Annotated in this window: 23 protein-coding genes and 1 tRNA gene; 6 read left to right on the forward strand and 18 right to left on the reverse strand. The window is 68.5% G+C overall.

Annotated features, from left to right (window positions below; translation table 11 throughout):
• Positions 1–92 precede the first annotated feature (92 nt).
• From U9J39_RS04535 to U9J39_RS04545, 3 genes are read right to left on the reverse strand one after another with little or no spacing between them, the layout of a single operon-like run.
• On the reverse strand, positions 93–3,347 hold the full coding sequence (locus tag U9J39_RS04535; protein ID WP_326346612.1) for an efflux RND transporter permease subunit: 3,255 nt from the start codon (positions 3,345–3,347) through the stop codon (positions 93–95).
• 20 nt (positions 3,348–3,367) lie between these two features.
• Positions 3,368–4,477, reverse strand: a complete 1,110-nt coding sequence (locus U9J39_RS04540) for an efflux RND transporter periplasmic adaptor subunit (RefSeq protein ID WP_326346613.1) — start codon at positions 4,475–4,477, stop codon at positions 3,368–3,370.
• The gene (locus U9J39_RS04545; protein WP_326346614.1) at positions 4,474–5,298 is read right to left on the reverse strand and encodes a TetR/AcrR family transcriptional regulator; all 825 of its coding nucleotides are present in this window, start codon (positions 5,296–5,298) and stop codon (positions 4,474–4,476) included. The genes U9J39_RS04540 and U9J39_RS04545 overlap by 4 nt, the downstream gene beginning before the upstream one ends.
• 251 nt (positions 5,299–5,549) lie before the next feature.
• Between U9J39_RS04545 and U9J39_RS04550 the strand changes: the two genes are divergently transcribed.
• From U9J39_RS04550 to U9J39_RS04560, 3 genes are all read left to right on the forward strand, one after another.
• Positions 5,550–5,834 carry a YkgJ family cysteine cluster protein gene (locus tag U9J39_RS04550; protein ID WP_115710475.1) on the forward strand — a complete coding sequence of 95 codons (285 nt, stop codon included), beginning with the start codon at positions 5,550–5,552 and terminating at the stop codon, positions 5,832–5,834.
• Between the two features lie 58 nt (positions 5,835–5,892).
• Positions 5,893–6,453: a DUF1439 domain-containing protein gene (locus U9J39_RS04555; protein WP_326346615.1), complete on the forward strand. Its 561-nt coding sequence runs from the start codon at positions 5,893–5,895 to the stop codon at positions 6,451–6,453.
• 78 nt (positions 6,454–6,531) lie between these two features.
• Positions 6,532–7,413, forward strand: a complete 882-nt coding sequence (locus U9J39_RS04560; RefSeq protein WP_062801473.1) for an undecaprenyl-diphosphate phosphatase — start codon at positions 6,532–6,534, stop codon at positions 7,411–7,413.
• Positions 7,414–7,484: 71 nt separating this feature from the next.
• On the opposite strand, the gene trmB is transcribed toward U9J39_RS04560, so the two are convergent.
• The 3 genes from trmB to U9J39_RS04575 form a co-directional block, all read right to left on the reverse strand.
• Positions 7,485–8,249, reverse strand: coding sequence for a tRNA (guanosine(46)-N7)-methyltransferase TrmB (gene trmB, locus U9J39_RS04565; RefSeq protein WP_326346616.1), 765 nt, complete (start codon positions 8,247–8,249; stop codon positions 7,485–7,487).
• Positions 8,250–8,315: 66 nt separating this feature from the next.
• Positions 8,316–8,390: transfer RNA gene (locus tag U9J39_RS04570), tRNA-Gly, on the reverse strand.
• A 68-nt stretch (positions 8,391–8,458) separates the two neighbouring features.
• Positions 8,459–8,644 carry a hypothetical protein gene (locus U9J39_RS04575; protein ID WP_326346617.1) on the reverse strand — a complete coding sequence of 62 codons (186 nt, stop codon included), beginning with the start codon at positions 8,642–8,644 and terminating at the stop codon, positions 8,459–8,461.
• Between the two features lie 165 nt (positions 8,645–8,809).
• On the opposite strand from U9J39_RS04575, the gene U9J39_RS04580 reads away from it, so the two are divergent.
• Complete coding sequence (locus tag U9J39_RS04580) at positions 8,810–9,187, forward strand: DUF5594 family protein (protein WP_115710464.1); 378 nt, start codon at positions 8,810–8,812, stop codon at positions 9,185–9,187.
• Between the two features lie 14 nt (positions 9,188–9,201).
• Here the strand turns inward: U9J39_RS04580 and U9J39_RS04585 are convergent, their stop codons facing one another.
• From U9J39_RS04585 to ubiD, 3 genes are all read right to left on the reverse strand, one after another.
• The gene (locus U9J39_RS04585) at positions 9,202–10,104 is read right to left on the reverse strand and encodes an aldose epimerase family protein (protein ID WP_326346618.1); all 903 of its coding nucleotides are present in this window, start codon (positions 10,102–10,104) and stop codon (positions 9,202–9,204) included.
• A 25-nt stretch (positions 10,105–10,129) separates the two neighbouring features.
• Positions 10,130–12,154 carry an acetoacetate--CoA ligase gene (locus tag U9J39_RS04590; RefSeq protein WP_326346619.1) on the reverse strand — a complete coding sequence of 675 codons (2,025 nt, stop codon included), beginning with the start codon at positions 12,152–12,154 and terminating at the stop codon, positions 10,130–10,132.
• A gap of 130 nt (positions 12,155–12,284) precedes the next feature.
• Positions 12,285–13,811, reverse strand: a complete 1,527-nt coding sequence (ubiD, locus tag U9J39_RS04595) for a 4-hydroxy-3-polyprenylbenzoate decarboxylase (protein WP_326346620.1) — start codon at positions 13,809–13,811, stop codon at positions 12,285–12,287.
• 650 nt (positions 13,812–14,461) lie between these two features.
• On the opposite strand from ubiD, the gene U9J39_RS04600 reads away from it, so the two are divergent.
• Entirely contained in the window at positions 14,462–15,571 is a 1,110-nt protein-coding gene (locus U9J39_RS04600; protein ID WP_326346621.1) for a lytic transglycosylase domain-containing protein, read from the forward strand.
• Positions 15,572–15,655: 84 nt separating this feature from the next.
• On the opposite strand, the gene U9J39_RS04605 is transcribed toward U9J39_RS04600, so the two are convergent.
• The 6 genes from U9J39_RS04605 to U9J39_RS04630 form a co-directional block, all read right to left on the reverse strand.
• Entirely contained in the window at positions 15,656–16,837 is a 1,182-nt protein-coding gene (locus tag U9J39_RS04605) for a pyridoxal phosphate-dependent aminotransferase (RefSeq protein ID WP_326346622.1), read from the reverse strand.
• 133 nt (positions 16,838–16,970) lie between these two features.
• Entirely contained in the window at positions 16,971–17,489 is a 519-nt protein-coding gene (gene nusB, locus U9J39_RS04610) for a transcription antitermination factor NusB (protein WP_115680886.1), read from the reverse strand.
• A complete protein-coding gene (gene ribH, locus U9J39_RS04615; protein ID WP_115680885.1) occupies positions 17,482–17,982 on the reverse strand; it encodes a 6,7-dimethyl-8-ribityllumazine synthase in 501 nt (166 codons plus the stop codon). Before ribH ends, nusB begins: the two co-directional genes overlap by 8 nt.
• Positions 17,983–18,074: 92 nt before the next feature.
• The gene (gene ribBA, locus U9J39_RS04620; RefSeq protein ID WP_115710455.1) at positions 18,075–19,184 is read right to left on the reverse strand and encodes a bifunctional 3,4-dihydroxy-2-butanone-4-phosphate synthase/GTP cyclohydrolase II; all 1,110 of its coding nucleotides are present in this window, start codon (positions 19,182–19,184) and stop codon (positions 18,075–18,077) included.
• 314 nt (positions 19,185–19,498) lie between these two features.
• Entirely contained in the window at positions 19,499–19,750 is a 252-nt protein-coding gene (locus U9J39_RS04625; protein ID WP_115680883.1) for a hypothetical protein, read from the reverse strand.
• A 75-nt stretch (positions 19,751–19,825) separates the two neighbouring features.
• Complete coding sequence (locus U9J39_RS04630; protein ID WP_326346623.1) at positions 19,826–20,113, reverse strand: hypothetical protein; 288 nt, start codon at positions 20,111–20,113, stop codon at positions 19,826–19,828.
• Positions 20,114–20,513: 400 nt separating this feature from the next.
• On the opposite strand from U9J39_RS04630, the gene U9J39_RS04635 reads away from it, so the two are divergent.
• Positions 20,514–20,756 carry a hypothetical protein gene (locus tag U9J39_RS04635; RefSeq protein WP_115710451.1) on the forward strand — a complete coding sequence of 81 codons (243 nt, stop codon included), beginning with the start codon at positions 20,514–20,516 and terminating at the stop codon, positions 20,754–20,756.
• 8 nt (positions 20,757–20,764) lie between these two features.
• Here the strand turns inward: U9J39_RS04635 and U9J39_RS04640 are convergent, their stop codons facing one another.
• The 3 genes from U9J39_RS04640 to U9J39_RS04650 form a co-directional block, all read right to left on the reverse strand.
• Positions 20,765–21,388 (reverse strand): riboflavin synthase, encoded by a 624-nt coding sequence (locus U9J39_RS04640; protein ID WP_115710449.1) that lies wholly within the window; start codon positions 21,386–21,388, stop codon positions 20,765–20,767.
• A gap of 58 nt (positions 21,389–21,446) precedes the next feature.
• Positions 21,447–22,562, reverse strand: coding sequence for a bifunctional diaminohydroxyphosphoribosylaminopyrimidine deaminase/5-amino-6-(5-phosphoribosylamino)uracil reductase RibD (ribD, locus tag U9J39_RS04645; protein ID WP_326346624.1), 1,116 nt, complete (start codon positions 22,560–22,562; stop codon positions 21,447–21,449).
• Positions 22,563–22,632: 70 nt separating this feature from the next.
• On the reverse strand, positions 22,633–23,190 hold the full coding sequence (locus tag U9J39_RS04650; protein WP_414247671.1) for a GspH/FimT family pseudopilin: 558 nt from the start codon (positions 23,188–23,190) through the stop codon (positions 22,633–22,635).
• Positions 23,191–23,195 lie beyond the last annotated feature (5 nt).

Here is a 23,195-nt window from a genome sequence, read left to right on the forward strand (position 1 = left end):
CAACCGCTGTCGGTCTGTGCGCCGGCCGCGCGGTGCCACGGCCGGACAGTCTTATCAAACCCGTTATTTTAACCTTGCGGGCGCCTGCGGGCTCATTCCGCGCTGGCCTCCACCGGGGCCGGGCGTTCCGCTGCCGAAGGCCGGCCGGTCCCGGCCTGCGCGGGCGCTGCCGGCTCGGCTGGCGCCGCTGACGCATTACGCGCCTTGCCTTGCCACAGCCGGCGCAGCCACGCGCCGAAATCATCAAGATACGTATAGATCACCGGGACCACCACCAGCGTCAGGATGGACGAAGTGATGATCCCGCCGATCACGGTCTGCCCCATCGGCGCGCGCTGCTCGGCGCCTTCGCCCAGGCTGAAGGCCAGCGGCACCATGCCGAAGATCATCGCCAGCGTCGTCATCAGGATCGGGCGCAGCCGCACGCGCGCGGCTTCCACCAGCGCGGCCTCCCGCGACAGCGGCTCGCGACCGCAGGCGCCGTCAACATGGCCCTGGCGCGCCTGGTTGGCAAAGTCCACCAGCAGGATCGCATTCTTGGTTACCAGCCCCATCAGCATGATGAACCCGATGATCGAGAACATGTTCAGGGTCGAGCCGAACAGCAGCAGCGCCGCGAACACGCCGGCCAGCGTCAGCGGCAGCGAGGTCATGATGGCGATCGGCTGGAAGAAGCTGGCGAACTGCGAGGCCAGGATCATGTAGATGAAGATCACCGCCAGCGCCAGCGCCGACACCGCGTAGCCGAACGACTCGTTCATCGACTTGGTCGAGCCGCCGAAGCGGTACTTGTAGCCGGCCGGCCAGTTGACGCCGTCCAGCGCGGCCTTGATGTCGCGCGCCACCTCGCCGGCCGAGCGGCCGGCCACGTTGGCGGTCAGCTCGACCTCGCGGTTCAGGTCGCGCCGGCTGATCTGGTTGGCGCCGGTGGTGGGCACCAGCTCGGCGATCTGGCGCAGCGGCACCATCTTCGGCGAGCCGTCGGCGTTGGCGTGGCTGCTGGCGATCATCAGCGCGCTGAGGTCGGCCATGCCGGTGCGCGCGTCCTTCGGCAGGCGCACGCGCACGTCATAGTTCTCGTCGTCCGGCGCGCGCCAGGAGCTGATGGCATCGCCGGCCAGCAGCGGACGCAGCGCATTGCCGATCTGTGCCACGCCCACCCCCAGGTCCGAGGCCAGCTCGCGCCGGATACGGACCTCGATGGTGGGGCGGTCGTCCTTCATGCTCGAATCCAGGTCGGTCAGGCCCGGGATCGCCGCCATGCGTGCGCCGGCTTCGCGCGACAGGCGCCGCAGCTCTTCCAGGTCGTCGCCCTGGATCGACACCTGGATCGCCTTTTGCCCGCCGGCGCCGTCGGGCATGCCGACCAGGGTCAGCGTGATGCCGGCAATGCCGGCCAGCCGCTCGCGGATCAACGGGTTGAGCTGCGCGGTGGTCAGGGTGCGCGCGCGCCGCTCGGTCAGGCGCACCGACACCAGCGCGTTGTTGCGCCCCGACGCGTTGCCCGAGTTGATGGTGGCGTAGGTGTAGGCCACTTCGGGGAAGGCCTTCAGCGCGGCTTCCACCTGCCGCACCTTGGCTTCGGTGACGTCGAGCGAGGTGCCGACCGGCGTGGTGAAGCCGACCTGGGTCTCGCCCAGGTCGGCATTGGGCACGAACTCCGTGCCGATCAGCGGCACCAGCGCGAAGCTGCCGAAGAAGGTGGCGGCGGCGATGATGGCGGTGGCCAGGCGGTGCTTCAGCGCCCAGCCCAGCATGCCGGCATAGCCGTCGCCAAGCCGGTCCATCCTGGCCGAGAACCAGTCCAGCAGCCGCCCCACGGTGCGTCCGTACCAGCTGCGCTTGTTGCCGGTGCCGTGCAGGTCGGGATCATGCCAGACCGAGGACAGCATCGGGTCCAGCGTGAACGAGACGAACATCGAGATCAGCACGGCCGCCACCACGGTGATGCCGAACTGGTGGAAGAAGCGCCCGATGATGCCGCCCATGAAGCCCACCGGCAGGAACACCGCGACGATCGAGAAGGTGGTGGCCAGCACCGCCAGCCCGATCTCGTTGGTGCCATCCAGCGCCGCCGTGCGGTGGTCCTTGCCCATCAGGTTGTGACGCACGATGTTATCGCGGACCACGATGGCATCGTCGATCAGCAGGCCCACGCACAGCGACAGCGCCATCAGCGTGATCACGTTGAGCGTGAAGCCGCACAGATACATCACGCCGAAGGTGCCGATCAGCGCGATCGGCAGCGTCAGCCCGGTAATCACCGTGCTGCGCCACGAGCCGAGGAACAGGAACACGATCGCCACGGTCAGGAAGGCGCCTTCCAGCAGCGTCGAACGCACCTCCTTCACGCTGCTGCGGATGCCGCGCGCGGTGTCGTTGACCACGTTGAGCTGCACGCCGGCGGGCACCAGCTTGCGCACCTCGTCGGTCATGCGTACCAGGCCGTCGACGGTATCGACGGTGTTCTGGCCCTGCGCCTTCACCACCGACAGGAAGAGGGCGCGCTTGCCGTCGAGCAGCGCCAGGCTTTCCTGCTCTTCCTCGCCGTCGCGCACGTCGGCGATCTCGCCCAGCGTGACCGGCTGGCCGGCGCGGCGTGCCACGATGATCTGGCGAAACGCATCCGGCGTGGGCACGCGGCCCTTGATCTGCACCACGGTCTCGGTCGCCGAGGAACGCAGTTCGCCCGCGGGCAACTCCTGGTTCTCGTTGCGGATTGCGTTCATCACCTGGTCGACGCCGATGCCCAGCGCTTCCAGCTGCGCGGGACGGATGCGGATCTCGACCTCGCGCTTGGTGCCGCCGACAAGATTGATCGCGCCCACGCCGCGCACGGTTTCCAGCCGCTTGCGCACGATCTGGTCGGCGATGGTGGTCAGCTCGCGCTGGCTGCGGCTGGCGCCCGGCGCGTTGGAGACGGACAGGTAGAAGATCGGCGCGTCGGACGGATCGTAGCGCAGCACGCGCGGTTCCTTGACCTCGTCGCGGAACTGCGGCCGGATCAGCGCGATCTTGTCGCGCACGTCCTGTGCGGCCTGTCCGACATCGACGCTCAGGTCGAACTTGATGACGACGACCGAAGTGCCCTGGTAGGAATGCGAAAAGATCTCGTCGATGCCGGAGATGGTATTGACGATCTCCTCGACCTTGCGCGTGACGTCGGATTCCACCGACTCGGGCGCCGCGCCCGGATATTCCGTCTGCACCACCACCACCGGGAAGGTGATGTCGGGAAACTGGTCGACCGGCAGCCGCTGGTAGGAGAACAGCCCCACCACGATGAACGCCATCATCATCATGGTGGCGAGCACCGGATTGCGGATCGACAGGCGGGTGAACCACATGGCGCGCGTCCTCTGTACCGTCAGGCCTTGACGCGCCTGACCTGGCTGCCGCCGCGCAGCGTGCCCAGGTTGTTGCGCACGATTTCGGCGCCGGCGTCGAGGCCGGCGACGATTTCCACCATGCCGTTGGCTTCGTCGCGCAGGCCGAGTTGCACCGGGCGTTCGGCCAGCGTGTCGCGGTCGATGGCATAGACGAAGGCGCGTTCGCCCTCGGTGCGCACCGCCGACACCGGCACCGCCACCACGGCGGCGCGCTGGCCCAGCACCAGCGCGCCGCGCGCGAACATGCCCGCGCGCAGCACCTGGTCGGCGTTGTCGACGCGGACATAGACCATGATGCTGCGCGTGCCCTCGCTGACGGCCGGGTTGATGCGTACCAGCTTGCCGGCAAAGCGGCCGGCGCCTTCCACTTCCAGCGCCACCGGCTGGCCCACCGCGGCGCGCGCCACGTCGGCCATCGGTACCGGTGCTTCCAGCTCCAGCACGCGCAGGTCGACCACATCGACCAGGCGCGTATCCGGCGACACCTTCTCGCCCGGCTGCACCGCGCGCGCGGCCACCATGCCGTCGAGCGGCGCCTTGACCACGGTGTCGGCCAGCGCCTTCTGCGCCACCGCCAGTCCGCCCTGGGCGGCGTCGAGGTTGGCGCGCGCCACCGCCAGGTCGGACTGGTACTTGTCGAAGGCGGTCTGCGAGATAAAGCCCTTGTCGACCAGCTCGCGGTTGCGCTCCCAGGTCTGGCGCGAGTTCTCGAACTGGCCACGCGCGGCCAGCATCTGGCCGCGCGCCTGCGCGACCCGGGCTTCGTATTCGGTCGCGTCGATGCGCACGATGACCTGGCCGGCGCGCACCGGCTCGCCTTCGCGCACCAGCACCTGCTTCACTTCGCCGGAGACCTTGGCCTTGACCGAGGCCTGGTTCAGCGCGCGCAGGCTGCCCGACAGCGGCAGCGACAGCTGCAGGTCCTGGCGCGCCACGCGTACCAGGTCGGTCTGCAGGAACTCGACGATATTGGCGGCCGGCGCCGCGACTTGCGGCTGCCGCGCGCTGCCGGCCTTGCGCACGGCCACGGTGGCGCTCAGCGCCAGCGCCAGGCAGGCGGCAGTGATCAGCAGGGGCTTTCGTTTCATGTGGAGGTGCCGGGTAGCGGCGCGGAAGCGGCGGGCGTGGCGTCGGCGGCCAGCGCGCCGGCGCGTTGCGCCAGCATGTCGTCGCGGATCACTTCCCAGATATAGGGGCCGTGCTGCGGCGGCAGCGGGCGGTCACGGGCTTCGCCGGCGGTCAGCCCGAACAGCAGCGTATCGAGCAGGCCATCGAGGAAGGCCTCGGGATCGATGTCTTTCTCGGCGGTGGCGCGCAGCGCGCGCTGCCACATCATCAGGAATACCAGCGGCGCGCAGATCAGCGTGGTGGTGGGGTTGGCCGGCAGCGCGCGGAACTCGCCGCGCGCCACGCCGCGTGCCAGCACCTTGGCGAACAGCTCGTCGCCCGGCACCATCACTTCCTGGTTATAGAAGCGCGCGATGTCCGGGAAATTGGCCGACTCCGCCATGATCAGCTTGGTCAGCCCCGCCACCGGCGTGGCGCCGATCAGGCCCCACCAGCCGCGCAGCAGTTCGCGCAGCAACTCGGGCGTGCTGCCCTGGTAGGCATCGACCAGGTCGGCGCCGCGCGCCAGTGCCGGCACCAGGTTCTCGCGCACCACCGACTTGAACAGTTCTTCCTTGTTGGCGAAGTACAGATACACCGTGCCCTTGGAAACGCCGGCCGCGGCGGCCACGTCTTCCAGCCGCGTGGCGGCATAACCGCGCTCGACGAACAGGTCCAGCGCGGCCGCCACCAGTTCCTGCGGCCGCGCCGCCTTGCGCCGGCTCCAGCGCGGGCTGTCGGTGTCCTTGTGCGGATCGGCGGGTGGCTTGGTCACGGCGGGCTTGCGAAGACTTCGGGGCACGAGGGGGCGCGTCGAAAAGTTAATAACTTGTGGGTCAGTAATGTAGATGAGGCCCCCCAGAGGGTCAAGCAGGCCATGCACTATGCTCGGGGCCGCAACCCGTCCCGTCATGTGATCCTAAATGCACGGTTGCTTGTCACCTGCGCCCGCTTACGGCGTTTTCCTTTTCTTACAGGAGACCCGCGGTCCTTCGGGCACAATGTCGCCTTTGTGCTGGCAGCCTCAACGGCCGCCGATCCCGAACCATCGTCATGAGTTGCCGGTCAGACCTTTCCTGTCGCGCGGGCTGCGGCGCGTGCTGTATCGCGCCGTCGATCGCCTCGCCGCTGCCGGGCATGCCGGGCGGCAAGCCGGCGGGCGTGCCGTGCGCGCAGTTGCTGCCGGACATGCGCTGCGCGGTGTTCGGCAGCCCGGACCGGCCCGCGTTCTGCGGTGGCCTGAAGCCGTCGGCCGAGATGTGCGGCGATTCGCGCGAAGCGGCGCTGCACTGGCTGACCCGGCTCGAGATCCTGACCGCGCCGCAAGCGCACGCCTGAGCCGTCCGGTGGCATGCCGCCTGGCATTCATTCCTGATGTTCCGCAATCGGAGGCAATATGATCCGGACTTCCCGACGGCGCTGGTTCGCCGCCGCCGCCGCGGCCACGCTGGCCGTGGGGCTGGCCGCCTGCGGCGCCTTCCGCAGCGAATACACCTTTTCGCAAAGCCAGCTGCAGGCGGCGCTGGAACGCAAGTTCCCGTTCAACAAGCGCTACATGGAGCTGTTCGACATCCAGCTGACCAACCCGCAGCTGACGCTGGATTCCGTGCGCAACCGCGTCAACGTGCAGTTCGACGCGACCATCGACAACAAGCTGTTCTTCAGCCAGGCCCTGAGCGGCCGCTTCGCGCTGGACAGCGGGCTGCGCTATGACGAGCCCACCCGCTCGGTGGTGCTGCAGGATCCGGAGGTGAAGCGCTTCGACGTGCAGGGCATGCCCGCGCAGTTCTCGCGCCAGCTCAATGCGCTGGGCGGCATCCTGGCCGAGCAGCTGCTGCAGGGCTATCCGCTCTATACCTTCCGCGAAGACCAGCTGCGCATTGCCGGCACGCACGTCGAGCCCGGTACAATCACCGTTTTGCCCGACGGCATCAACGTCAAGATCAACCGCCCCTGACCGGGCGCATCGAACAACAATGCAGGCGGTCCGGCACCAGGCCGGACAACGCCCGCGCCTACGTCTCTTTCGTTCCGCATGGAAATCGCACTAGCGCTGAAGGCCGTGATCCTCGGCATCGTCGAAGGCCTGACCGAGTTTCTTCCCATTTCGAGCACGGGCCACCTGATCCTGGCCGGCCAGCTGCTCGACTTCAACGACGAAAAGGGCAAGATCTTCGAGATCGTGATCCAGTTCGGCGCCATCCTGGCGGTGTGCTGGGAGTTCCGCGCGCGCATCGGCAAGGTGGTGCGCGGCCTGCGCGACGACCCGCTGTCGCAGCGCTTTGCCGCCAACGTGGTGATCGCCTCGGTGCCGGCGATCGTGCTGGCGTTTATCTTCGGCAAATGGATCAAGGCCCACCTGTTCAACCCGATCTCGGTGGCGCTGGCCTTTATCGTCGGCGGCGTGGTGATCCTGCTGGCCGAATGGCGCGATGCGCGCCGCGGCACGGTCTCGCATCCGCAGGGCAATGCATTGCTGGAAGCCGCCAAGGCCGGCGCGCCGCGCATCGAGTCGGTCGACGACCTGAACTGGCGCGACGCGCTCAAGGTGGGGCTGGCGCAGTGCTTCGCGCTGGTGCCGGGCACCTCGCGCTCGGGCGCCACCATCATCGGCGGCATGCTGTTCGGGCTGTCGCGGCAGGTCGCCACTGAATTCTCGTTCTTCCTGGCGATCCCGGTGATCTTCGGCGCCACCGTCTACGAACTGTACAAGGCGCGCGCGCTGCTGAACGGCGACGACCTCGGCATCTTCGCGGTCGGCTTCGTCTTTGCCTTCCTGTCCGCCTTCCTGTGCGTGCGCTGGCTGCTGCGCTTCGTCGCCACGCACGACTTCAAGCCGTTCGCGTGGTACCGCATCGCCTTCGGCATCGTGGTGCTGCTGACCGCTTACACCGGGCTGGTGTCCTGGCACGCCTGACCTCGCCGTACCGCGGGCAACAAAAAAAGCGTGGCAAATGCCACGCTTTTTTGTTTGCGCGTTTGCTGCGCTCAGGCGCGCTTGCGGAACACCACGTCCCACACGCCATGCCCGAGCCGCACACCGCGCCGCTCGAACTTGGTCACGGGCCGGTAGTCCGGCCGCTCGGCAAAACCGTCCGGCGCCGCCGCGGTGTTCTCCAGCAGCGGCTCGGCCGACAGCACTTCCACCATCTGGTGCGCGTACTCTTCCCAGTCGGTCGCGCAGTGGATATAGCCGCCCGGCTTCAGGCGCGCGGCCAGCACCTTCACCAGCGGCGGCTGCACCAGCCGGCGCTTGTTGTGGCGCTTCTTGTGCCACGGGTCCGGGAAATAGATGTGCACGCCGTCGAGGCAGTCGTCGGTCAGCATATGCGCGATCACTTCCACCGCGTCATGCTGCAGGATCCGCACATTGGACAGGCCGCGCTCGTCGATCAGCTTGAGCAGCGCGCCCACGCCCGGCTCATGCACCTCGCAGCCCAGGAAATTGTCCTGCGGCCGCAGGCCGGCGATATGCGCCGTGGTCTCGCCCATGCCGAAGCCGATTTCCAGGATCGACGGCGCCTGGCGGCCAAAGGTCGCCTCCCAGTCCAGCGGCTGCGGCGCGTACGGCACCAGCATGCGCGGCCCGACCTCGTCGATGGCGCGCTGCTGCCCGGTCGAAGTCCGGCCCGCGCGGCGCACGAACGAACGGATGCGGCGCGGATGCGCAACGCCTTCAGGATCGGCAGGAGAGGGGGCGGACGCTGGCACGGCGTCGTCGGCCGGCCCGGTGCTGGGGTCTTGGGGAAGCATGGCAACAAAAAAGCCGCCGGGCGGATCACCGTAACGGTGGCAAAGGCGGCTTGTCTCGACTGGAAGTGGAGCGGGCGATGGGAATCGAACCCACGTCTTTAGCTTGGGAAGCTAAGGTAATAGCCATTATACGACGCCCGCGAACCCGCGATTCTATGCGGGATCCCGGGGGGATGCAAGCGAGTGGCCGATGGGGCGCATTCGGCGTCTCAGGCCTTGTACGCGAAGTCCTTGCCGACCTCCTGGCTGATATAGCTGCACAGGCCGCGTCCCGCCGTGGCGAGGCGCTTCATCTGTTCGACATGACGGCGGCCGGGCCTGCGGTAGTCATAGGTGTAGACGTGGCCGTTGTCGAAGCGGGATGTGCTCAGGACCGAGTTCGTAGGCGACCACACCCGATTTGCCGCTGAGATTCCGATAGGGCTGCATAGCTGCCAATGATAGGCCGTGTTTGGACTGACTTGCCGCGGCCGGCGACGCGCGGCGTATAGTGGCTGGCACGCCGGCGCACAGGGCCCCAAGCGCCGGCGCCCTCCCGCAATGTCAGGATACCCCCCACCTTGACCACCGACTTCTTCGCCCGCTTCGAAGCCGAATGCCTGCCGCGCATCGCCGATGCGATCGGCCAGCAGCACCGGCGCTTGCAACTCCAGCCGCTGCCTGCCGATGGTGCCGGGATGCCGCCGCGCCTGCGCATGACGGCAGAAGGCCCGCCGGAGCTGCGGCGCCATCCGTATGCGCTCGATATCACGCTGGCGTGGGACGGGCTGGAGGTGCAGCGGCTGTTCGCCGCGGGCGGCGAGGCGCGCTTTGCCGGCTACCTGGCAGCGCTGCCGTCCAAGCTGCGGGCGTGGCAGGAACCGCGCGGCATCGATTTCCGCTCGCTGTCGCAGGCCGACCCGCGGATCCTGATCGGCGGGCTGGATTTCGAACACTGAGCGGCTGGCAGGAATCAGCCAGTCACACGCAGCCGGCACACCGCGCTTTCCGATTGCCCTGGCTCGATCCAGCGCAATCCCTGGCCGTGGTGGATGGCATCCGGCAGGCCCACCCACGGTTCCACGCAATAGAAGTCCGAGGTCTCGGTCTCGGACCACGTGGTCACCGCGTGCCAGGGCGCACTGCCCTGCAGGTCGAGTTCGAACCGGATGTTGCGGCCGGGCATGGCCAGTTGCGCCGAAGGGCTGCCGCGGAAGACGTGGAACGTGTCCTGCAGCCGGGGATCGTCCAGCTGGTAGGTCGGCTCGCCAGACTCGGCTGACCCCGGGCTGCCATCCGGCAACTGACGCTTGCGCTCCGTGTCGGGCAGCGCCAGCGACGCCGCCGCGCGCTGCGTGTGGGACAGGGCGAAATAGAAGTGGTGGCCGGGATAACAGGGCAGGCGCTGCGTGCCGGTGTTGGTGGTGCGCAGCGCCACCTCCAGGCCGTCGGGCAGCAAGGTGTAGACCACATCGAACACGAAGGCAAACGGATAGCCGGCGCGCGTCGCCTCGCTGTCGCGCAGCGTCATCGTGATGGCAGCCAGCGGGTCGATGGCGCTGACGTCGAAGGGCAGGTCGCGCGCAAAGCCGTGTTGCGACAAGGTATGGACCGTCCCTTGTCCGTCACGCCATTGCCCCGGGGTTCCGTCGACAAAATGCCGGCCGATGAACGGGAACAGCAGCGGGTTGCCGCCGCGGATCTTGGCCGGCCGGCTCCAGTCGGCGGCGTCGGGCCAGTACAGCAGGTCCTGGCCGCGGTGCACCCAGCGGACCAGCCGAGCCCCGAATTGCGGCGCCAGCAGCAGGTAGGTGTCGGCCTGGCCGATGCGCACCAGCGGCTGGCCCTGGAAGTCTTCGGTTGGCAGGTTGTGCATGGGGGGAGAGATCAGGGCATGGCGCTCAGTTCGCGGCCGGCTCGGCCTGGCGGGCCTTGAGGAAGCGCGCGGCGTAGTCGAAGTACCAGTCGAGCGTGCCGGGGTTGGCCATGGCGTCGCGGTTGGCGATGCCCTGCGGCGCATGGCCCAGCAGCAGCTTCTTGATCGGCACCTCCATCTTCTTGCCCGACAGCGTGCGCGGCACGCCGGGCGCCTGCACGATCTCGTTGGGCACATGGCGCGACGACAGCGCGTTGCGGATGCGCGCGCGCAGGGTGTCGCGCAAGGCGTCGTCCAGCACCATGCCTTCGCGCAGCACCACGAACAGCGGCATATACGATTCGCGGCCGAGGTATTCGAGGTCGACCACCATGCTGTCCATCACCTCGGGCAGGTCTTCGACCACGCGATACAACTCGCTGGTGCCCATGCGGATGCCGTGGCGGTTGATGGTGGCGTCCGACCGCCCGTAGATCACCGCGCCGCCGCGTGTTGTGATCTTGATCCAGTCGCCATGCCGCCAGACGCCGGGGTAGGTGTCGAAATAGCTGTCGCGATAGCGCTTGCCATCGGTGTCGCCCCACAGGTAGAGCGGCATCGACGGCATCGGCTCGGTGCAGACCAGTTCGCCAACCGCGTCGACCAGCGGCTGGCCGTGATCGTCGAAGGCTTCCACCTTCGCGCCCAGGCAGCGGCATTGCATCTCGCCGGAATAGACCGGCAGCAGCGGGCAGCCGGCGACGAACGAGCCCGCGAAGTCCGTGCCGCCCGACATCGGCACCAGCCAGATGTCTTCGCGCACATGGCGGTAGATCCAGTCGTAGGCCTCGACCGGCAGCGGCGAGCCGGTCGAGCCCAGCCCGCGCAGGCGCGACACGTCGGCGATGCGCGCGGGCTCGATGCCGGCCTTCATGCAGTTGGTGAAGAACGCCGCGCCGGCGCCAAACAGGGTTACGCCGGCATCGTCGACAAAACGCCACAGCACGCCCGCGTCGGGCCAGGCCGGGTTGCCGTCGTAGAGCGCGATGGTGGTGCCCAGCAGCAGCCCCGCCACCTGCGCGTTCCACATGATCCAGCCACTGCTGCTGTACCAGTGGAACACGTCGTCCGGGCCCAGGTTGTTGTGGAACGCCATCAGCTTGAGCTGCTCGATGACGATGCCGCCATGGCCGTGCACGATCGGCTTGGGCATGCCGGTGGTGCCGGACGAATAGACGATCCACAGCGGATGGTCGAACGGCACGGGTTCGATCGCCAGCGGCACGTCATGCGCCAGCACGTCGTGCCAGGCATGGACGCGCACGCCGGCGGGCGTCGCGGCGCCGCTGCCGGTTTGCGGCACCAGCACCAGGTCGGTCAGCGAGGGCAGGGCGGCGACCAGTTCGGCCAGCACAGGCGCGCGGTCGTAGGTCTTGCCGCCGTAGCGGTAGCCGTCGACGGCGATCAGGACCTTGGGCTCGATCTGGCGGAAGCGGTCGACCACCGCCACCTGGCCCATGTCCGGCGCGCAGCCGGACCAGACCGCGCCCAGGCTGGCGGTGGCCAGGAAGGCGACCACGGTGGCAGGGATATTGGGCAGGTAGCCGGCAACGCGGTCGCCGCGCTGCACGCCCATCCGGCGCAGCGCATGCGCGAGCGAGGCGACCTGCGCCTCGAGCGCGTGCCAGCTGATATCGGCCAGCGGCTGTGCCTCGCCGGCATGGCGGATCGCGGTGCGCTGGCGGGCGCTGCCGCTGCCGGCGTGGCGGAACACCTGCTGCACGTAGTTCAGCGTGGCCCCTTCGAACCAGCGCGCGCCCGGCATGGTGCGCCGGTCCAGCACTTGCCTGGCCGGGGTGTCGAAGCGCACGTCGAAGTACGCGCGCACGGCATCCCAGAAGGCTTCGAGCTCGGTGACGGACCATTGCCACAGGCTGTCGTAGTCGTCGAAGGCCAGGCTGCGTTCGGTGCGCAGCCAGCGCATGAACTGCGCAATCTGGCTGCGGTCGCGGAACGCCTCGGACGGCGTCCACATCAGGTTGCCTTCGGCGAGCGGGGCGGCGGTGGTCATGTCTCCTCCTTGGGCCCGTCTGTTGCGGGCATCGGATGGTGCGAGGGTAGGTTGCGGGCGCCTGTCGCGGGCGCCCTGCATCAGCGTGACATGATAACGGCGGTTGGGCGCAGGCGCGTGCCCGCTGCCATCATCGGCCGGCGGGACGCTCGAACAGCGTTTCCCACAGGGTGTCGACCTTCGCCTTGACCGCGGCATCCATGGCGATCGGGGTGCCCCATTCGCGCGTGGTCTCGCCTGGCCACTTGTCGGTGGCATCGATCCCCATCTTGGAGCCCAGGCCCGACACCGGCGAGGCGAAGTCGAGGTAGTCGATCGGGGTGTTGTCGACCAGCACCGTGTCGCGGCTGGGATCGACGCGGGTGGTGATGGCCCAGATCACCTCCTTCCAGTCGCGCACGTCGACATCGTCGTCGACCACCACGATGAACTTCGTATACATGAACTGCCGCAGGAAGCTCCACACGCCGAACATCACGCGCTTGGCATGGCCGGCGTACTGCTTCTTCATGCGCACCAGCGCCATGCGGTAGCTGCAGCCTTCGGGCGGCAGGTAGAAGTCCGTGATTTCCGGAAACTGCTTCTGCAGCAGCGGCACGAAAACCTCGTTCAGCGCCACGCCCAGCACGGCCGGCTCGTCGGGCGGCTTGCCGGTGTAGGTGGAGTGGTAGATCGGGTCGCGCCGCATGGTGATGCGGTCGATGGTGAAGACCGGGAACCAGTCCTGCTCGTTGTAATAGCCGGTGTGGTCGCCGAACGGGCCCTCGAGCGCGTGCTGGTAGCCGGACGGGTGATTGGGATCGGGCTGGATATGGCCTTCCAGCACAATCTCGGCCGAGGCCGGCACGCTCAGTTCGGACAGCGTCGGGGTCAGGCAGCCCGCCAGCGCGGTGCGGCTGCCGCGCAGCAGCCCGGCGAACTGGTATTCGGACAGCGTATCCGGCACCGGTGTCACCGCGCCCAGGATGGTGGCCGGGTCGGCACCCAGCGCCACCGCGATCGGGAACGGCTTGCCGGGGTTGGCCAGCGCATGCTCGCGGAAGTCGAGCGCGCCGCCGCGGTGCGCCAGCCAGCGCATGATGACCTGGTTGCGGCCGATCACCTGCTGGCGGTAGATGCCCAGGTTCTGGCGCTTCTTGTGCGGGCCCTTGGTCACCACCAGGCCCCAGGTGATCAGCGGGGCGGCGTCGCCGGGCCAGCAGGTCTGGATCGGCAGGCGCGCCAGGTCGACATCGTTGCCTTCCCAGACCACCTCCTGGCAGGCCGGGCCGCTGACGCGCTTGGGCGCCATGTCCCACACCGACTTGGCCAGCGTGAACAGCTTGCCGGCCTCGCGCAGCCCGCGCGGCGGCTCGGGTTCCTTCAGCGCCGACAGCACCCGGCCGATGTCGCGCAGGTCTTCCATCGATTCGGCGCCCATGCCAAATGCGACTCTGCGTGTCGTGCCGAACAGATTGGCCAGCACCGGCACGCTATAGATGTCGCCATGGGGAGCGCCCGCAGGTTGCTCGAAGACGACCGCGGGACCGCCGGCGCGCAGCAGGCGGTCGCAGATTTCGGTCATTTCCAGGGCGGGCGATACCGGGCGGGCGATGCGCCGCAGCTCGCCGAGCCCTTCGAGCTGGCCGATGAAATCGCGCAAGTCTTTGTATTGCATGGTGAATTCTGTTGTGGTGCGGCATCCCGCACCGGATCCAGGGAGGCGGCGGTCAGGTCGGTGACGATACACATTCCTCGGGGCGGCGGCAAAAAAATCGTCCAGCCGGTGCCGCGGAAATTGTAAGTTTTTTGCCCGCCCCGGGGCGGGCCGTAACGTGGCGAGCCAAGGCTACGCCTGCGTTTGCGGGCATCGGAGTGATGCCGGGTCGACCAAAACCGCCTTGTTACAAATAACTGAAAGTAGTGAATTATCGAATTGTTATTCTTGACGGGATATAACACCGTTCCTACAATCCGGTCTGCTCCATGGAGTGTTGCGTCGCAACATGGATTTTCTCCCTGTGTCAAGGGGTGCACATTAAAACAACGTGCCAGAAAGTCCCTCCAGCAAGGACCGATGGTCATAGACCCGCGCGCATGGCGGGCGACCGGTCGCCTCCGGCGACTTGCCGGAGTGTAGAGAGTTAAGTCGTGGCAGGTAGCGCCCCCCCAGGGCGTGGCCTGTTTCCAGTTGGGCGCATGGGGAGCGCCCTGCCAACAGGTGCTTGGTCGTCACTGCTAGACGGCGCGGCATCCTTACTTGAGTACGTTGAGATCGGGCGCATGCCGCAGTCTGGCACGCGAAGCGGGCAACGGATGGAGGTAAGCATGAGCGGTTGGAAAACCCTTCATCTTCCCGGCATCGGGCGGGCCCTGCAGGTCCGCCTCCGACAGCCGGTACCCGGAGTGAGTCGGGCATTGCAGGTCCGTCTTGCGCATCCGGTCGCGGGCCGCGCCTTGCGCGGTGGCCGCACGACGCTGAAGTACGCCCTGAACAGCCTGGGCGTGATGGCGGTGGTTTCGGCGGTGTCGCTGTCGGTGAGCCAGGAGTGGCGCACCACGCTGGCCGCCTTGCTGGCCGGTGACGAAGCGCCGGCGGTGCTGGTGAGCGCCGCCGTGGCAGCGCCCGCCCATGCCGGCACTGCCGCCAACGCTGCCAACAGCCCGGCCGTATCCAGCGCCGTCCCGCCGAGCACGGCGGACGTCGCGGCGGCCAAGTTCGGCTATGGCACTGGCCGCGGTGGCAAGCTCGGCCTGCCGACCGTGTCGGGCGTCGACGAATGGAGCCTGGCGGCCAATACCAAGGTGCCGTCGGTCGCGCACCTGGCCGCGCGCATCCCGGTGACGCGCGTGGCGATGGACGCCCGCAGCACCGGCGCCACGCTGGGCAGCGCGCGCGAGCAGGCCGCGGTGGCGGACTATATCGCCCGCAAGTACCGCGTGGCCGCCCAGGCGACCGCGCAGCTGGTCAAGGCGGCCTACCTGACCGGGCGCGAGGTCGGCATCGACCCGCTGCTGATCCTGGGCGTGATCGCGATCGAGTCCAGCTTCAACCCGTACGCCGAAAGCGGCGTGGGCGCGCAGGGCCTGATGCAGGTCATGACCAAGGTCCACCAGGACAAGTACGAAGCCGTCGGCGGCGTGTCCGCGGCGCTGAACCCGTACGCCAACATCAAGATCGGTGCGCTGGTGCTCAAGGACTGCATCGCCCGCGCCGGCTCGCTCGAGGGTGGCCTGAAGTACTACGTCGGCGCCACCACGGCCACCGACGGCGGCTACGGCGCCAAGGTGCTGGCCGAACGTGCCCGCCTGCGCCAGCTGATCGGCGTGCGCAGCGCGCCGGCCAATGCCGACAAGCCGGCCGCGGAGGACAAGGCGCCGGTCGAGCATGCACCGACCGAGAAGCTGGAAGCCAATAACGGGCCGCACAACGCCTGAGCCTGGCCCCGGCATCGCCCAGAAGAAAAGCACCCCGCGGGGTGCTTTTTTGTTGGCCTGTCGCCACAGCGGCAGGGGTGCCGGTCAGCGGAACAGTTGGCCCAGCCGCGCCATCGCCTCCTCGATATTCTCGCGCGAGGTCGCGTACGAGATCCGGATGTAGTCCCGGGCCGTATGCGGGCCGAAGTCCTGCCCCGGCACCATCACCACGCCCGCGTCGTGCAGCATGGCCTGCGTCAGGCGGTCGGCGTCGCCGGCGGCCGGGTGGTTGACGCCGCGGCAGTCCGCATACACATAGAAGGCGCCGTCGGGGCGCACCGGCACGCGCAGGCCGAGCGACTCCAGTGCCGGCACGATCAGGTCGCGGCGGCGGCGGAATTCGGCCTTGCGCTCGTCGTAGATGGCCAGCGCCTCGGGCGTGAAGCACGCCAGCGCGGCGTACTGCGCCACCGCCGAGGCGCAGATGAACAGGTTCTGCGCGACCTTCTCGAAGGCCTCGACCAGCGCCTCCGGCACCACCAGCCAGCCCAGGCGCCAGCCGGTCATATTGAAGTACTTCGAGAAGCTGTTCACCGTGACCACGTTCGGGTCCAGGCTCAGCGCCGACACCGGCGCGGCATCGTAGGACAGGCCCTGGTAGATCTCGTCCAGGATGGCGAAGCCGTTACGCGCGCGCACCGCCTGCAGGATCCGCGCGAGTTCGTCGGGCAGGATCGAGGTGCCGGTCGGGTTGGACGGCGAGGCCAGCAGCACGCCGCGGGTCTGCTCGCCCCAGTGGGTCTCGACCTGCGCGGCGGTCAGCTGGAAGCGCTCGGCCGGGCCGCTCGGGATCATGCGCGCGACGCCGTCGAAGGCGGCGACGAAGTGGCGGTTGCACGGGTAGCTCGGGTCCGGCATCAGCACTTCGGCGCCGATCTCGACCAGCACCGCGCACGCCAGCAGCAGCGCCCCGGAGGCGCCGGCGGTGACGATCACGCGCCGCGCCGGGATGTCCAGGCCGTAGGCGGTCTGGTAATAGCCGGCGATGGCCTCGCGCAGCGGATGGATGCCCAGCGCCCCGGTGTACTGCGTGACGCCGCGGCGCATCGCCGCTTCGGCGGCGCGCACCACCGGCTCGGCGGCGGTGAAGTCCGGCTCGCCGATGCCCATGTGCACGATATGGCGGCCGGCGCGCTCCAGCGCGGCGGCCTGCTTGGCCAGCTCCATCACATGGAAGGCGTCAATGTTGGCGAGGCGGGAGGCGGTGGCCAGGTGCTGCAAGTCCATGGTGTTCCGGGCGGCAGGGGCCCGTTCAGCAAAAGGGGTCGGTGGGAATGAAAACACCCGCCGCGGCGGGTGTCGTCTTCATCGCCGCTGGCGCCAGGGCCAGCGCGACGGCACGGCGCAGCCCCGGGGTGGTTTAGCGGCGCGCAGCCACTTCCGCGGCGCGTACCTGGGCAGCGAGCTTGTCCAGCACGCCGTTGACGTACTTGTAGCCCTCGACGCCGCCGAAAGTCTTGGTCAGCTCGACGGCTTCGTTGATCACGACCTTGTACGGGATGTCCAGGCAGTGCACCAGCTCATAGCTGCCGACCAGCAGGGCGGCGCGCTCGACCGGCGACAGTTCATCGACGGAGCGGTCCAGGAACGGCTCGAACGCGGCGGTCAGGCGTGCCTCTTCGCGCACGGCGCCATTGAGCAGCGCGTCGAAGTGCTCGCGGTCGGCCTTGTTGAAGCCCTGGGCGTCGTGCAGGTGGGCCTGGATCGCGCCGATGTCGTTGCGGTTCAGCAGCCACTGGTACAGGCCCTGCAGGGCCAGTTCGCGCGAGCGGCGGCGCGCGCTCTTGGGCGGCGCCTTGGCTTCGGTGCGGGCAGCGCCGGGCTTGCCCCCGGCCGCCTTGCCGGCGTCGTTGTCCGGCGTGTTCGAGGTATCACTCATCATCGTCCTCGTCTTCGTCTTCCTGGCCGCGCAGCGAATCGAGCGCCGCCACCAGGTTGGCCATCTCCACCGCGGCGCGCGCGCAGTCGCGGCCCTTTTCGCGGGTGCGGGCATGGGCCTGCTCGTCGGTGTCGACGGTCAGGATGCCATTGGCGATCGGCACGTTGAAGTCCAGGCCGACGCGGGTGATGCCCGCGCCCGACTCGTTCGAGACCAGCTCGAAGTGATAGGTCTCGCCGCGCACCACGGCGCCCAGCGCGACCAGCGCGTCGAACTGGCCGCTCTCGCACATCTTCTGCAGTGCCAGCGGGACTTCCAGTGCGCCCGGAACGGTTACCACCAGGGTGTCTTCACCCTCGACGCCAAGCTTTTCCAGCTCGGCCACGCAGGCCTCGAGCAGTTCGGCGCAGACCGGCTCGTTGAAGCGCGCCTGCACGATGCCGATGCGCAGGCCTTCACCGTCGAGGTTGCTGGGGTAGAAGCCGTGATCCATTGTTCAATTCTCCAGTTTTTCGGGAGGGCCGCGGCGGCATGCGCCGCGGCCCGGGTATTCGGGGGGGGGGGCGGCTCGGTACCGGGGCCGGCTCAGTCGGCCTGGCCGCTCATCGGCTGGTAGCCGGTCACTTCCAGGTCGAAGCCGGTCATGCTGGGCATGCGCTGCCTGGCGGCCAGCACGCGCATCTTGCCGACGCCGACATCCTTCAGGATCTGCGCGCCCATGCCATAGGTGCGCAGGTCCGGCTTGCGGCGCGGACGCGACTGCGGGGCGTCGAGCGCGCTGAACTGCGTGAACAGCTGCTCGACGGTGTCGCCGCAGTTCAGCAGCACGATCACGCCCTTGTCGGCCTCGGCAATGGCCTGCATCGCCGCGGGGATGCTCCACGAGTGCGTCGTGCATTTCACTTCCAGCAGGTCGAGCACCGAGAACGGCTCGTGCACGCGCACCAGCGTTTCCTGTTCCGGCGTGGGCTTGCCCTTGACCAGCGCCAGGTGGGCCTGGCCGGTCGGCTTGTCGCGATAGGCGATGCTGTGGAAGGTGCCGTACGGGGTTTGCATGGCGCGCTCGCCGACGCGCTCGATAATGCTCTCGGTGCGGCTGCGGTAGTGAATCAGGTCGGCGATGGTGCCGATCTTGAGGTCATGCTCGCGCGCGAACTCGACCAGGTCCGGCAGGCGCGCCATGGTGCCGTCGTCCTTCATGATCTCGCAGATCACCGCAGCCGGCGTCAGCCCGGCCAGCGCGCCCAGGTCGCAGCCGGCCTCGGTATGGCCGGCGCGGATCAGCACGCCGCCGGGCTGCGCCGTCAGCGGGAAGATATGGCCCGGCTGGACCAGGTCGGCCGGCTTGGCGTCGCGGGCGACGGCAGCCTGCACGGTGCGGGCGCGGTCGGCGGCGGAAATGCCGGTGGTCACGCCCTCGGCAGCTTCGATCGAGACGGTGAAGTTGGTGCCGTGCTGGGTGCCGTTGCGGCTTACCATCGGATGCAGGTCGAGCTGGCGGCAGCGCTCGGCGGTCAGCGTCAGGCAGATCAGGCCGCGGCCATGCTTGGCCATGAAGTTGATCGCCTCCGGCGTGACGAAATCGGCAGCCAGGACCAGGTCGCCCTCATTCTCGCGGTCTTCCTCGTCGACAAGGATGACCATGCGGCCGGCGCGAATGTCGGCAATGATGTCTTCGGTACGGGCGATTGTCATGGCGTGCTGAACGGCAGGTTGGGGCGGAAATCAGGCGAAAAACCGGCGAATGGCTGTGGCAGGAACCATGGCCGCGGTGGAAAGCGGCCGGACTGAGGCGGGGCTTCGGGCCGGGCCGGCCGGGCCATATACGCCCGGCAGGTTGCCCAGTCAAGCCGGCTATTGTACGCCAAGGCAGCCCACGCGGGAGGCAGCGGCAGCGGAAAGTGCGCCGGCTGGCGTGGCGAGCGGGGAAGGGGGATCCGCGGAAGGACGCTGGAGCCAGGCGCGTGGCGGCTGCGGCGCCTGGTCGTATGCGCTGCCGGTATCTTGCCTTACGCGGCTTCGGCCAGCGGCGTCCAGTCCGCGGCGGCGGCAGGGGTGCGCAGGCGCGAAGTCCTGGCGATGCGGGTCCGGGCTGCGCGCGTGGCGTCAGCCAGCGCGAGCTCGCGGGTGGGGAAGCCGGCGTTGGGCCGGTGGAACCTGGCGTGCGCATCGAGCGCATACGACCATTCCCATTTGCCGAAGGTCACCTCGGCCAGCGTTACGACCACGTGGCAGTGCTGATAGAAGAAGCTTTCGTCCATGCTGGTTCCGGCGTGGTTGGCGCGTGTGCAACGCGCGATGGATGGCGGGATGGCGGTACGCTGCGTTTCAGCGTTTCAGTCGGTCCGGCCATGGCACCACGGAAAACCGGCATACCGCCGCGCGGCGGGGCGCTTGAACGGCCGGAAGCGCCACAACGGCAATGACGGCGGCTGCAGGCGCGGCCAGCCGTCGCCGACGGCGCGATCCCAGTCGATCAGCAGCGTGACCGCGCGCCGCATCGGCGTCGAACCGAGCCTCAGCAGGCCCATGTGATGCGGCGCGCGGGCGGCATGGTGCGGCGACTGCAGCCGCGGCATCGCCGGAATCCAGCGGTAAGTCATTCGGGAAGCAGGCGCGGGCATGCGAGATCCTCCTGGTCGCCGGGCGCAAGCGGCGCGGCGGTCACGGCGCGGTTGCGCGGCGTGGCGGATGTATGGAAACGCCAGTGAGCAGGACGCGATCGCCAGGCGGCAGCGTCCGATAAGGCGTAGGCGAGGGAAAAGCGAAATGCGAAATGCGCGGGGGTGCGCCGTGGGCCAGACCAGCCGTCGGCACAGCCCTTTCATTCTAGGCGTACCGCGCCGTCCCTCCCAGTTCACTTACAACATAGGCCTCGCGGCGAGAAAACTTGCCACCAGCAAGGGGCGGTAGCGTAAGCTGCACCAGTGGCGCATCTGAAGTGTTCGCCGGACTGCGCGCGGCACCGGGGGTTGAGACCGGTCCGGGCGCGTCCGCAGGTTCGCATTACCCAGGGAGACAGCCATGCCGAGACAGATCAAGAACAAGGCCGAACTGCGTGCGATGGTCCGGGCAGAGCAGGCCAAGGTGCCCGCGTGCGAGGGCGCCTGCTTTGGCGATATTGTCTGGCACGCCCCGGATGCCAGCGGCTGCAACTGGAGCCTGTCGACCATGGAAGGCGGCGACAGCGCCGCGTGCATGGAAGCGCTGCGGCCCTTCACCGATCAGTTGCGCCAGGCTTACAACGTGCCCGACGAGGGCCGCTAGCGTGCGTCTTACGCGGGAGCCTGCGTGTTCGACAGCATCCGTTCCACGTAACGGGCGATCAGGTCGATCTCCAGGTTCACGCGCGCACCGGGCTTGAGCTCCTGCAGCGTGGTCACTTCGACGGTGTGGGGAATCAGGTTGATCGAGAACACGCAGCCGTCGGCTTCATCGGTGACGCGGTTGACGGTCAGCGACACGCCATTGACCACCACCGAGCCCTTGTAGGCCAGGTAGCGCGCCAGCTCGCGCGGGGCGCGGATGCGCAGTTCGTGCGACTCGCCCACCGGGGCGAAATGCACCACTTCGCCCAGGCCGTCGACGTGCCCCGACACCAGGTGGCCGCCGAGCCGGTCGGCCAGGCGCAGCGCCTTCTCCAGGTTGACGCGGCCGGCGCGGTCGAGCCCCACGGTCTTGTCCAGCGATTCGCGCGAGACCTCGACCTCGAAGGCGTCGGGCGCCATGGCGACCACGGTCATGCAGGCGCCCTGGATGGCGATGCTGTCGCCGATGATGACGTCCGACAGGTCGAGCCCGCCCGCGGCGATGCGCAGGCGCACGCCGGCGTCTGCGGCGGCGCCGAGCGGGGTCACGGATTCAATGCGGCCGACCGCCGCGACAATGCCAGTAAACATGGTGGAGTCTTGTGCTTGAGGTGTTGGGAATCTCGAATCGGCTGCCGGCGTTCTGGCGCTACGCATCGTTGCGCCGGGCGATCAGCCGCAGGTCGTCGCCGATCTGCCGGACTTCATGCCAGTGGAACAGCTCGGCATCCTGCAGCCGCGCCAGCGGCGGCAGGTTGAACATGCCCTGGGCATCGCCGAGCAGCTTGGGCGCCAGGTAGATCAGCAGTTCGTCGGCGCAGCGCTCGCGCACCAGCGAACCGTTGAGCTTGAAGCCCGCCTCGACGTGCAATTCGTTGATGCCGCGCCGGCCGAGTTCTTCCAGCATGCGGCGCAACTCGACCTTGCCGTGCGGATTGGGCAGCACCACGACTTCAGCGCCGCGGCCTTCCAGCGCGCGCTGGCGCTGGCGGTCTTCCACCGCGCAGAACACCAGCACGGGCCGGGCGAATTCGCCGGTGTCGGGCGTCAGGATCTGCGCGTCGAGCGGCACTTCGAGGCGAGAATCGACCAGCACCCGCTGTGGCTGGCGCGGCGTGGCGATGGCGCGCACCGTCAGCGCGGGATTGTCGTCGCGAACGGTGCCGATGCCGGTCAGGATGGCGCAGGCGCGGGCGCGCCAGGCGTGCCCGTCGTCACGCGCGGCCTGGCCGGTGATCCACTGGCTGGTGCCGTCATGGAGCGCCGTGCCGCCATCCATCGATGCCGCCACCTTGACGCGCACCCACGGCAGCCCGCGCGTCATGCGCGAGACAAAGCCGATATTCAGGTCGCGCGCCTCCTTTTCCAGCAGGCCGCAGCGCACGTCGATGCCGGCATCGCGCAGGCGCTGCAGGCCGCGCCCGGAGACCGACGGATTGGGGTCTTCCATCGCCGCCACCACGCGCGCCACGCCGGCGCGCACCAGTGCATCGGCGCACGGCGGGGTGCGGCCGAAATGGCTGCACGGCTCCAGCGTGACATAGGCGGTGGCGCCGGCCGGATCGAGCCCGCGCGACAGCGCGTCTTTCATCGCCTGGATCTCGGCATGGTCCTGTCCGGCCGGCTGGGTAAAGCCCTGTCCGATGACCTGGCCATCCTTGATCAGCACGCAGCCGACGCGCGGATTGGGCGTGGTGTTGAACATGCCCCGCGCGGCGAGCGCGAGCGCCTGCTGCATGGCGGCGTGGTCGGTATCGGAAAACATTCGGCGATTGGGTAGGGCCTTGGGCCTTGGCGCTGCGATCAGGTGGCAGGGAGGTGGCAGGGCTGCCGGGTCATGGCGGTTCTGAGGATTCCGCCTCGCAGTCGGCGTCGCGGCCGGGTGTGCAGAGTCGGATACGTCCTTGCGCGCCCATCCTGACTTGCCGCTGCTCGCCACGGCAGCCAAGCGTGAAGGTGGCGGCCTGGAAACCGCCCTGCTCAGAACGAGAGTATCCCACAGGCAGGAATTTCAGCACATTGGCGCCGCGCACGGTCTGCCGAAGGGTCACGGACAGGCACGGCGTGCCGGGCTCGACCACGGACAGCACCACCGGCTGGTCAGGGCTGGCGCCTGCCGTCGCCAGTTGCCAGCCCGGACTCAGCGTGGACTCCCCCGGCAGCGGCTGCAGCGTCACCTCGACGCGGCGCGACAGCGCGGTGGCGCGTGCCAGCGCCAGCGACATCGCCAGCCGGTCGGCGGCCAGCGTGACCTGCTGGCGCGCGAGCATGCCGCTGAACACTGGATAGGCCGCGGCCGTGAACACGCCGAGAATGGCCAGGCCGGCGACCAGTTCGACCAGCGTCAGCCCGGCAGTGTGTCGATGCCTGCCGGCATCCCATGTCATGTCCATGCGCG

The sequence above is a fragment of the Cupriavidus sp. SS-3 genome (genome assembly GCF_035818815.1).
GTDB lineage: Bacteria > Pseudomonadota > Gammaproteobacteria > Burkholderiales > Burkholderiaceae > Cupriavidus > Cupriavidus taiwanensis_C.

Bases quoted from the DNA above. Each gene is read 5' to 3' on its own strand.
- U9J39_RS04535 (WP_326346612.1), bottom strand. From the start codon at position 3,347: ATGTGGTTCACCCGCCTGTCGATCCGCAATCCGGTGCTCGCCACCATG.
- U9J39_RS04540 (WP_326346613.1), bottom strand. From the start codon at position 4,477: ATGAAACGAAAGCCCCTGCTGATCACTGCCGCCTGCCTGGCGCTGGCG.
- U9J39_RS04550 (WP_115710475.1), top strand. From the start codon at position 5,550: ATGAGTTGCCGGTCAGACCTTTCCTGTCGCGCGGGCTGCGGCGCGTGC.
- U9J39_RS04555 (WP_326346615.1), top strand. From the start codon at position 5,893: ATGATCCGGACTTCCCGACGGCGCTGGTTCGCCGCCGCCGCCGCGGCC.
- U9J39_RS04560 (WP_062801473.1), top strand. From the start codon at position 6,532: ATGGAAATCGCACTAGCGCTGAAGGCCGTGATCCTCGGCATCGTCGAA.
- trmB (WP_326346616.1), bottom strand. From the start codon at position 8,249: ATGCTTCCCCAAGACCCCAGCACCGGGCCGGCCGACGACGCCGTGCCA.
- U9J39_RS04585 (WP_326346618.1), bottom strand. From the start codon at position 10,104: ATGCACAACCTGCCAACCGAAGACTTCCAGGGCCAGCCGCTGGTGCGC.
- U9J39_RS04590 (WP_326346619.1), bottom strand. From the start codon at position 12,154: ATGACCACCGCCGCCCCGCTCGCCGAAGGCAACCTGATGTGGACGCCG.
- ubiD (WP_326346620.1), bottom strand. From the start codon at position 13,811: ATGCAATACAAAGACTTGCGCGATTTCATCGGCCAGCTCGAAGGGCTC.
- U9J39_RS04600 (WP_326346621.1), top strand. From the start codon at position 14,462: ATGAGCGGTTGGAAAACCCTTCATCTTCCCGGCATCGGGCGGGCCCTG.
- U9J39_RS04605 (WP_326346622.1), bottom strand. From the start codon at position 16,837: ATGGACTTGCAGCACCTGGCCACCGCCTCCCGCCTCGCCAACATTGAC.
- nusB (WP_115680886.1), bottom strand. From the start codon at position 17,489: ATGAGTGATACCTCGAACACGCCGGACAACGACGCCGGCAAGGCGGCC.
- ribH (WP_115680885.1), bottom strand. From the start codon at position 17,982: ATGGATCACGGCTTCTACCCCAGCAACCTCGACGGTGAAGGCCTGCGC.
- ribBA (WP_115710455.1), bottom strand. From the start codon at position 19,184: ATGACAATCGCCCGTACCGAAGACATCATTGCCGACATTCGCGCCGGC.
- U9J39_RS04625 (WP_115680883.1), bottom strand. From the start codon at position 19,750: ATGGACGAAAGCTTCTTCTATCAGCACTGCCACGTGGTCGTAACGCTG.
- U9J39_RS04630 (WP_326346623.1), bottom strand. From the start codon at position 20,113: ATGCCCGCGCCTGCTTCCCGAATGACTTACCGCTGGATTCCGGCGATG.
- U9J39_RS04635 (WP_115710451.1), top strand. From the start codon at position 20,514: ATGCCGAGACAGATCAAGAACAAGGCCGAACTGCGTGCGATGGTCCGG.
- U9J39_RS04640 (WP_115710449.1), bottom strand. From the start codon at position 21,388: ATGTTTACTGGCATTGTCGCGGCGGTCGGCCGCATTGAATCCGTGACC.
- ribD (WP_326346624.1), bottom strand. From the start codon at position 22,562: ATGTTTTCCGATACCGACCACGCCGCCATGCAGCAGGCGCTCGCGCTC.
- U9J39_RS04650 (WP_414247671.1), bottom strand. From the start codon at position 23,190: ATGGACATGACATGGGATGCCGGCAGGCATCGACACACTGCCGGGCTG.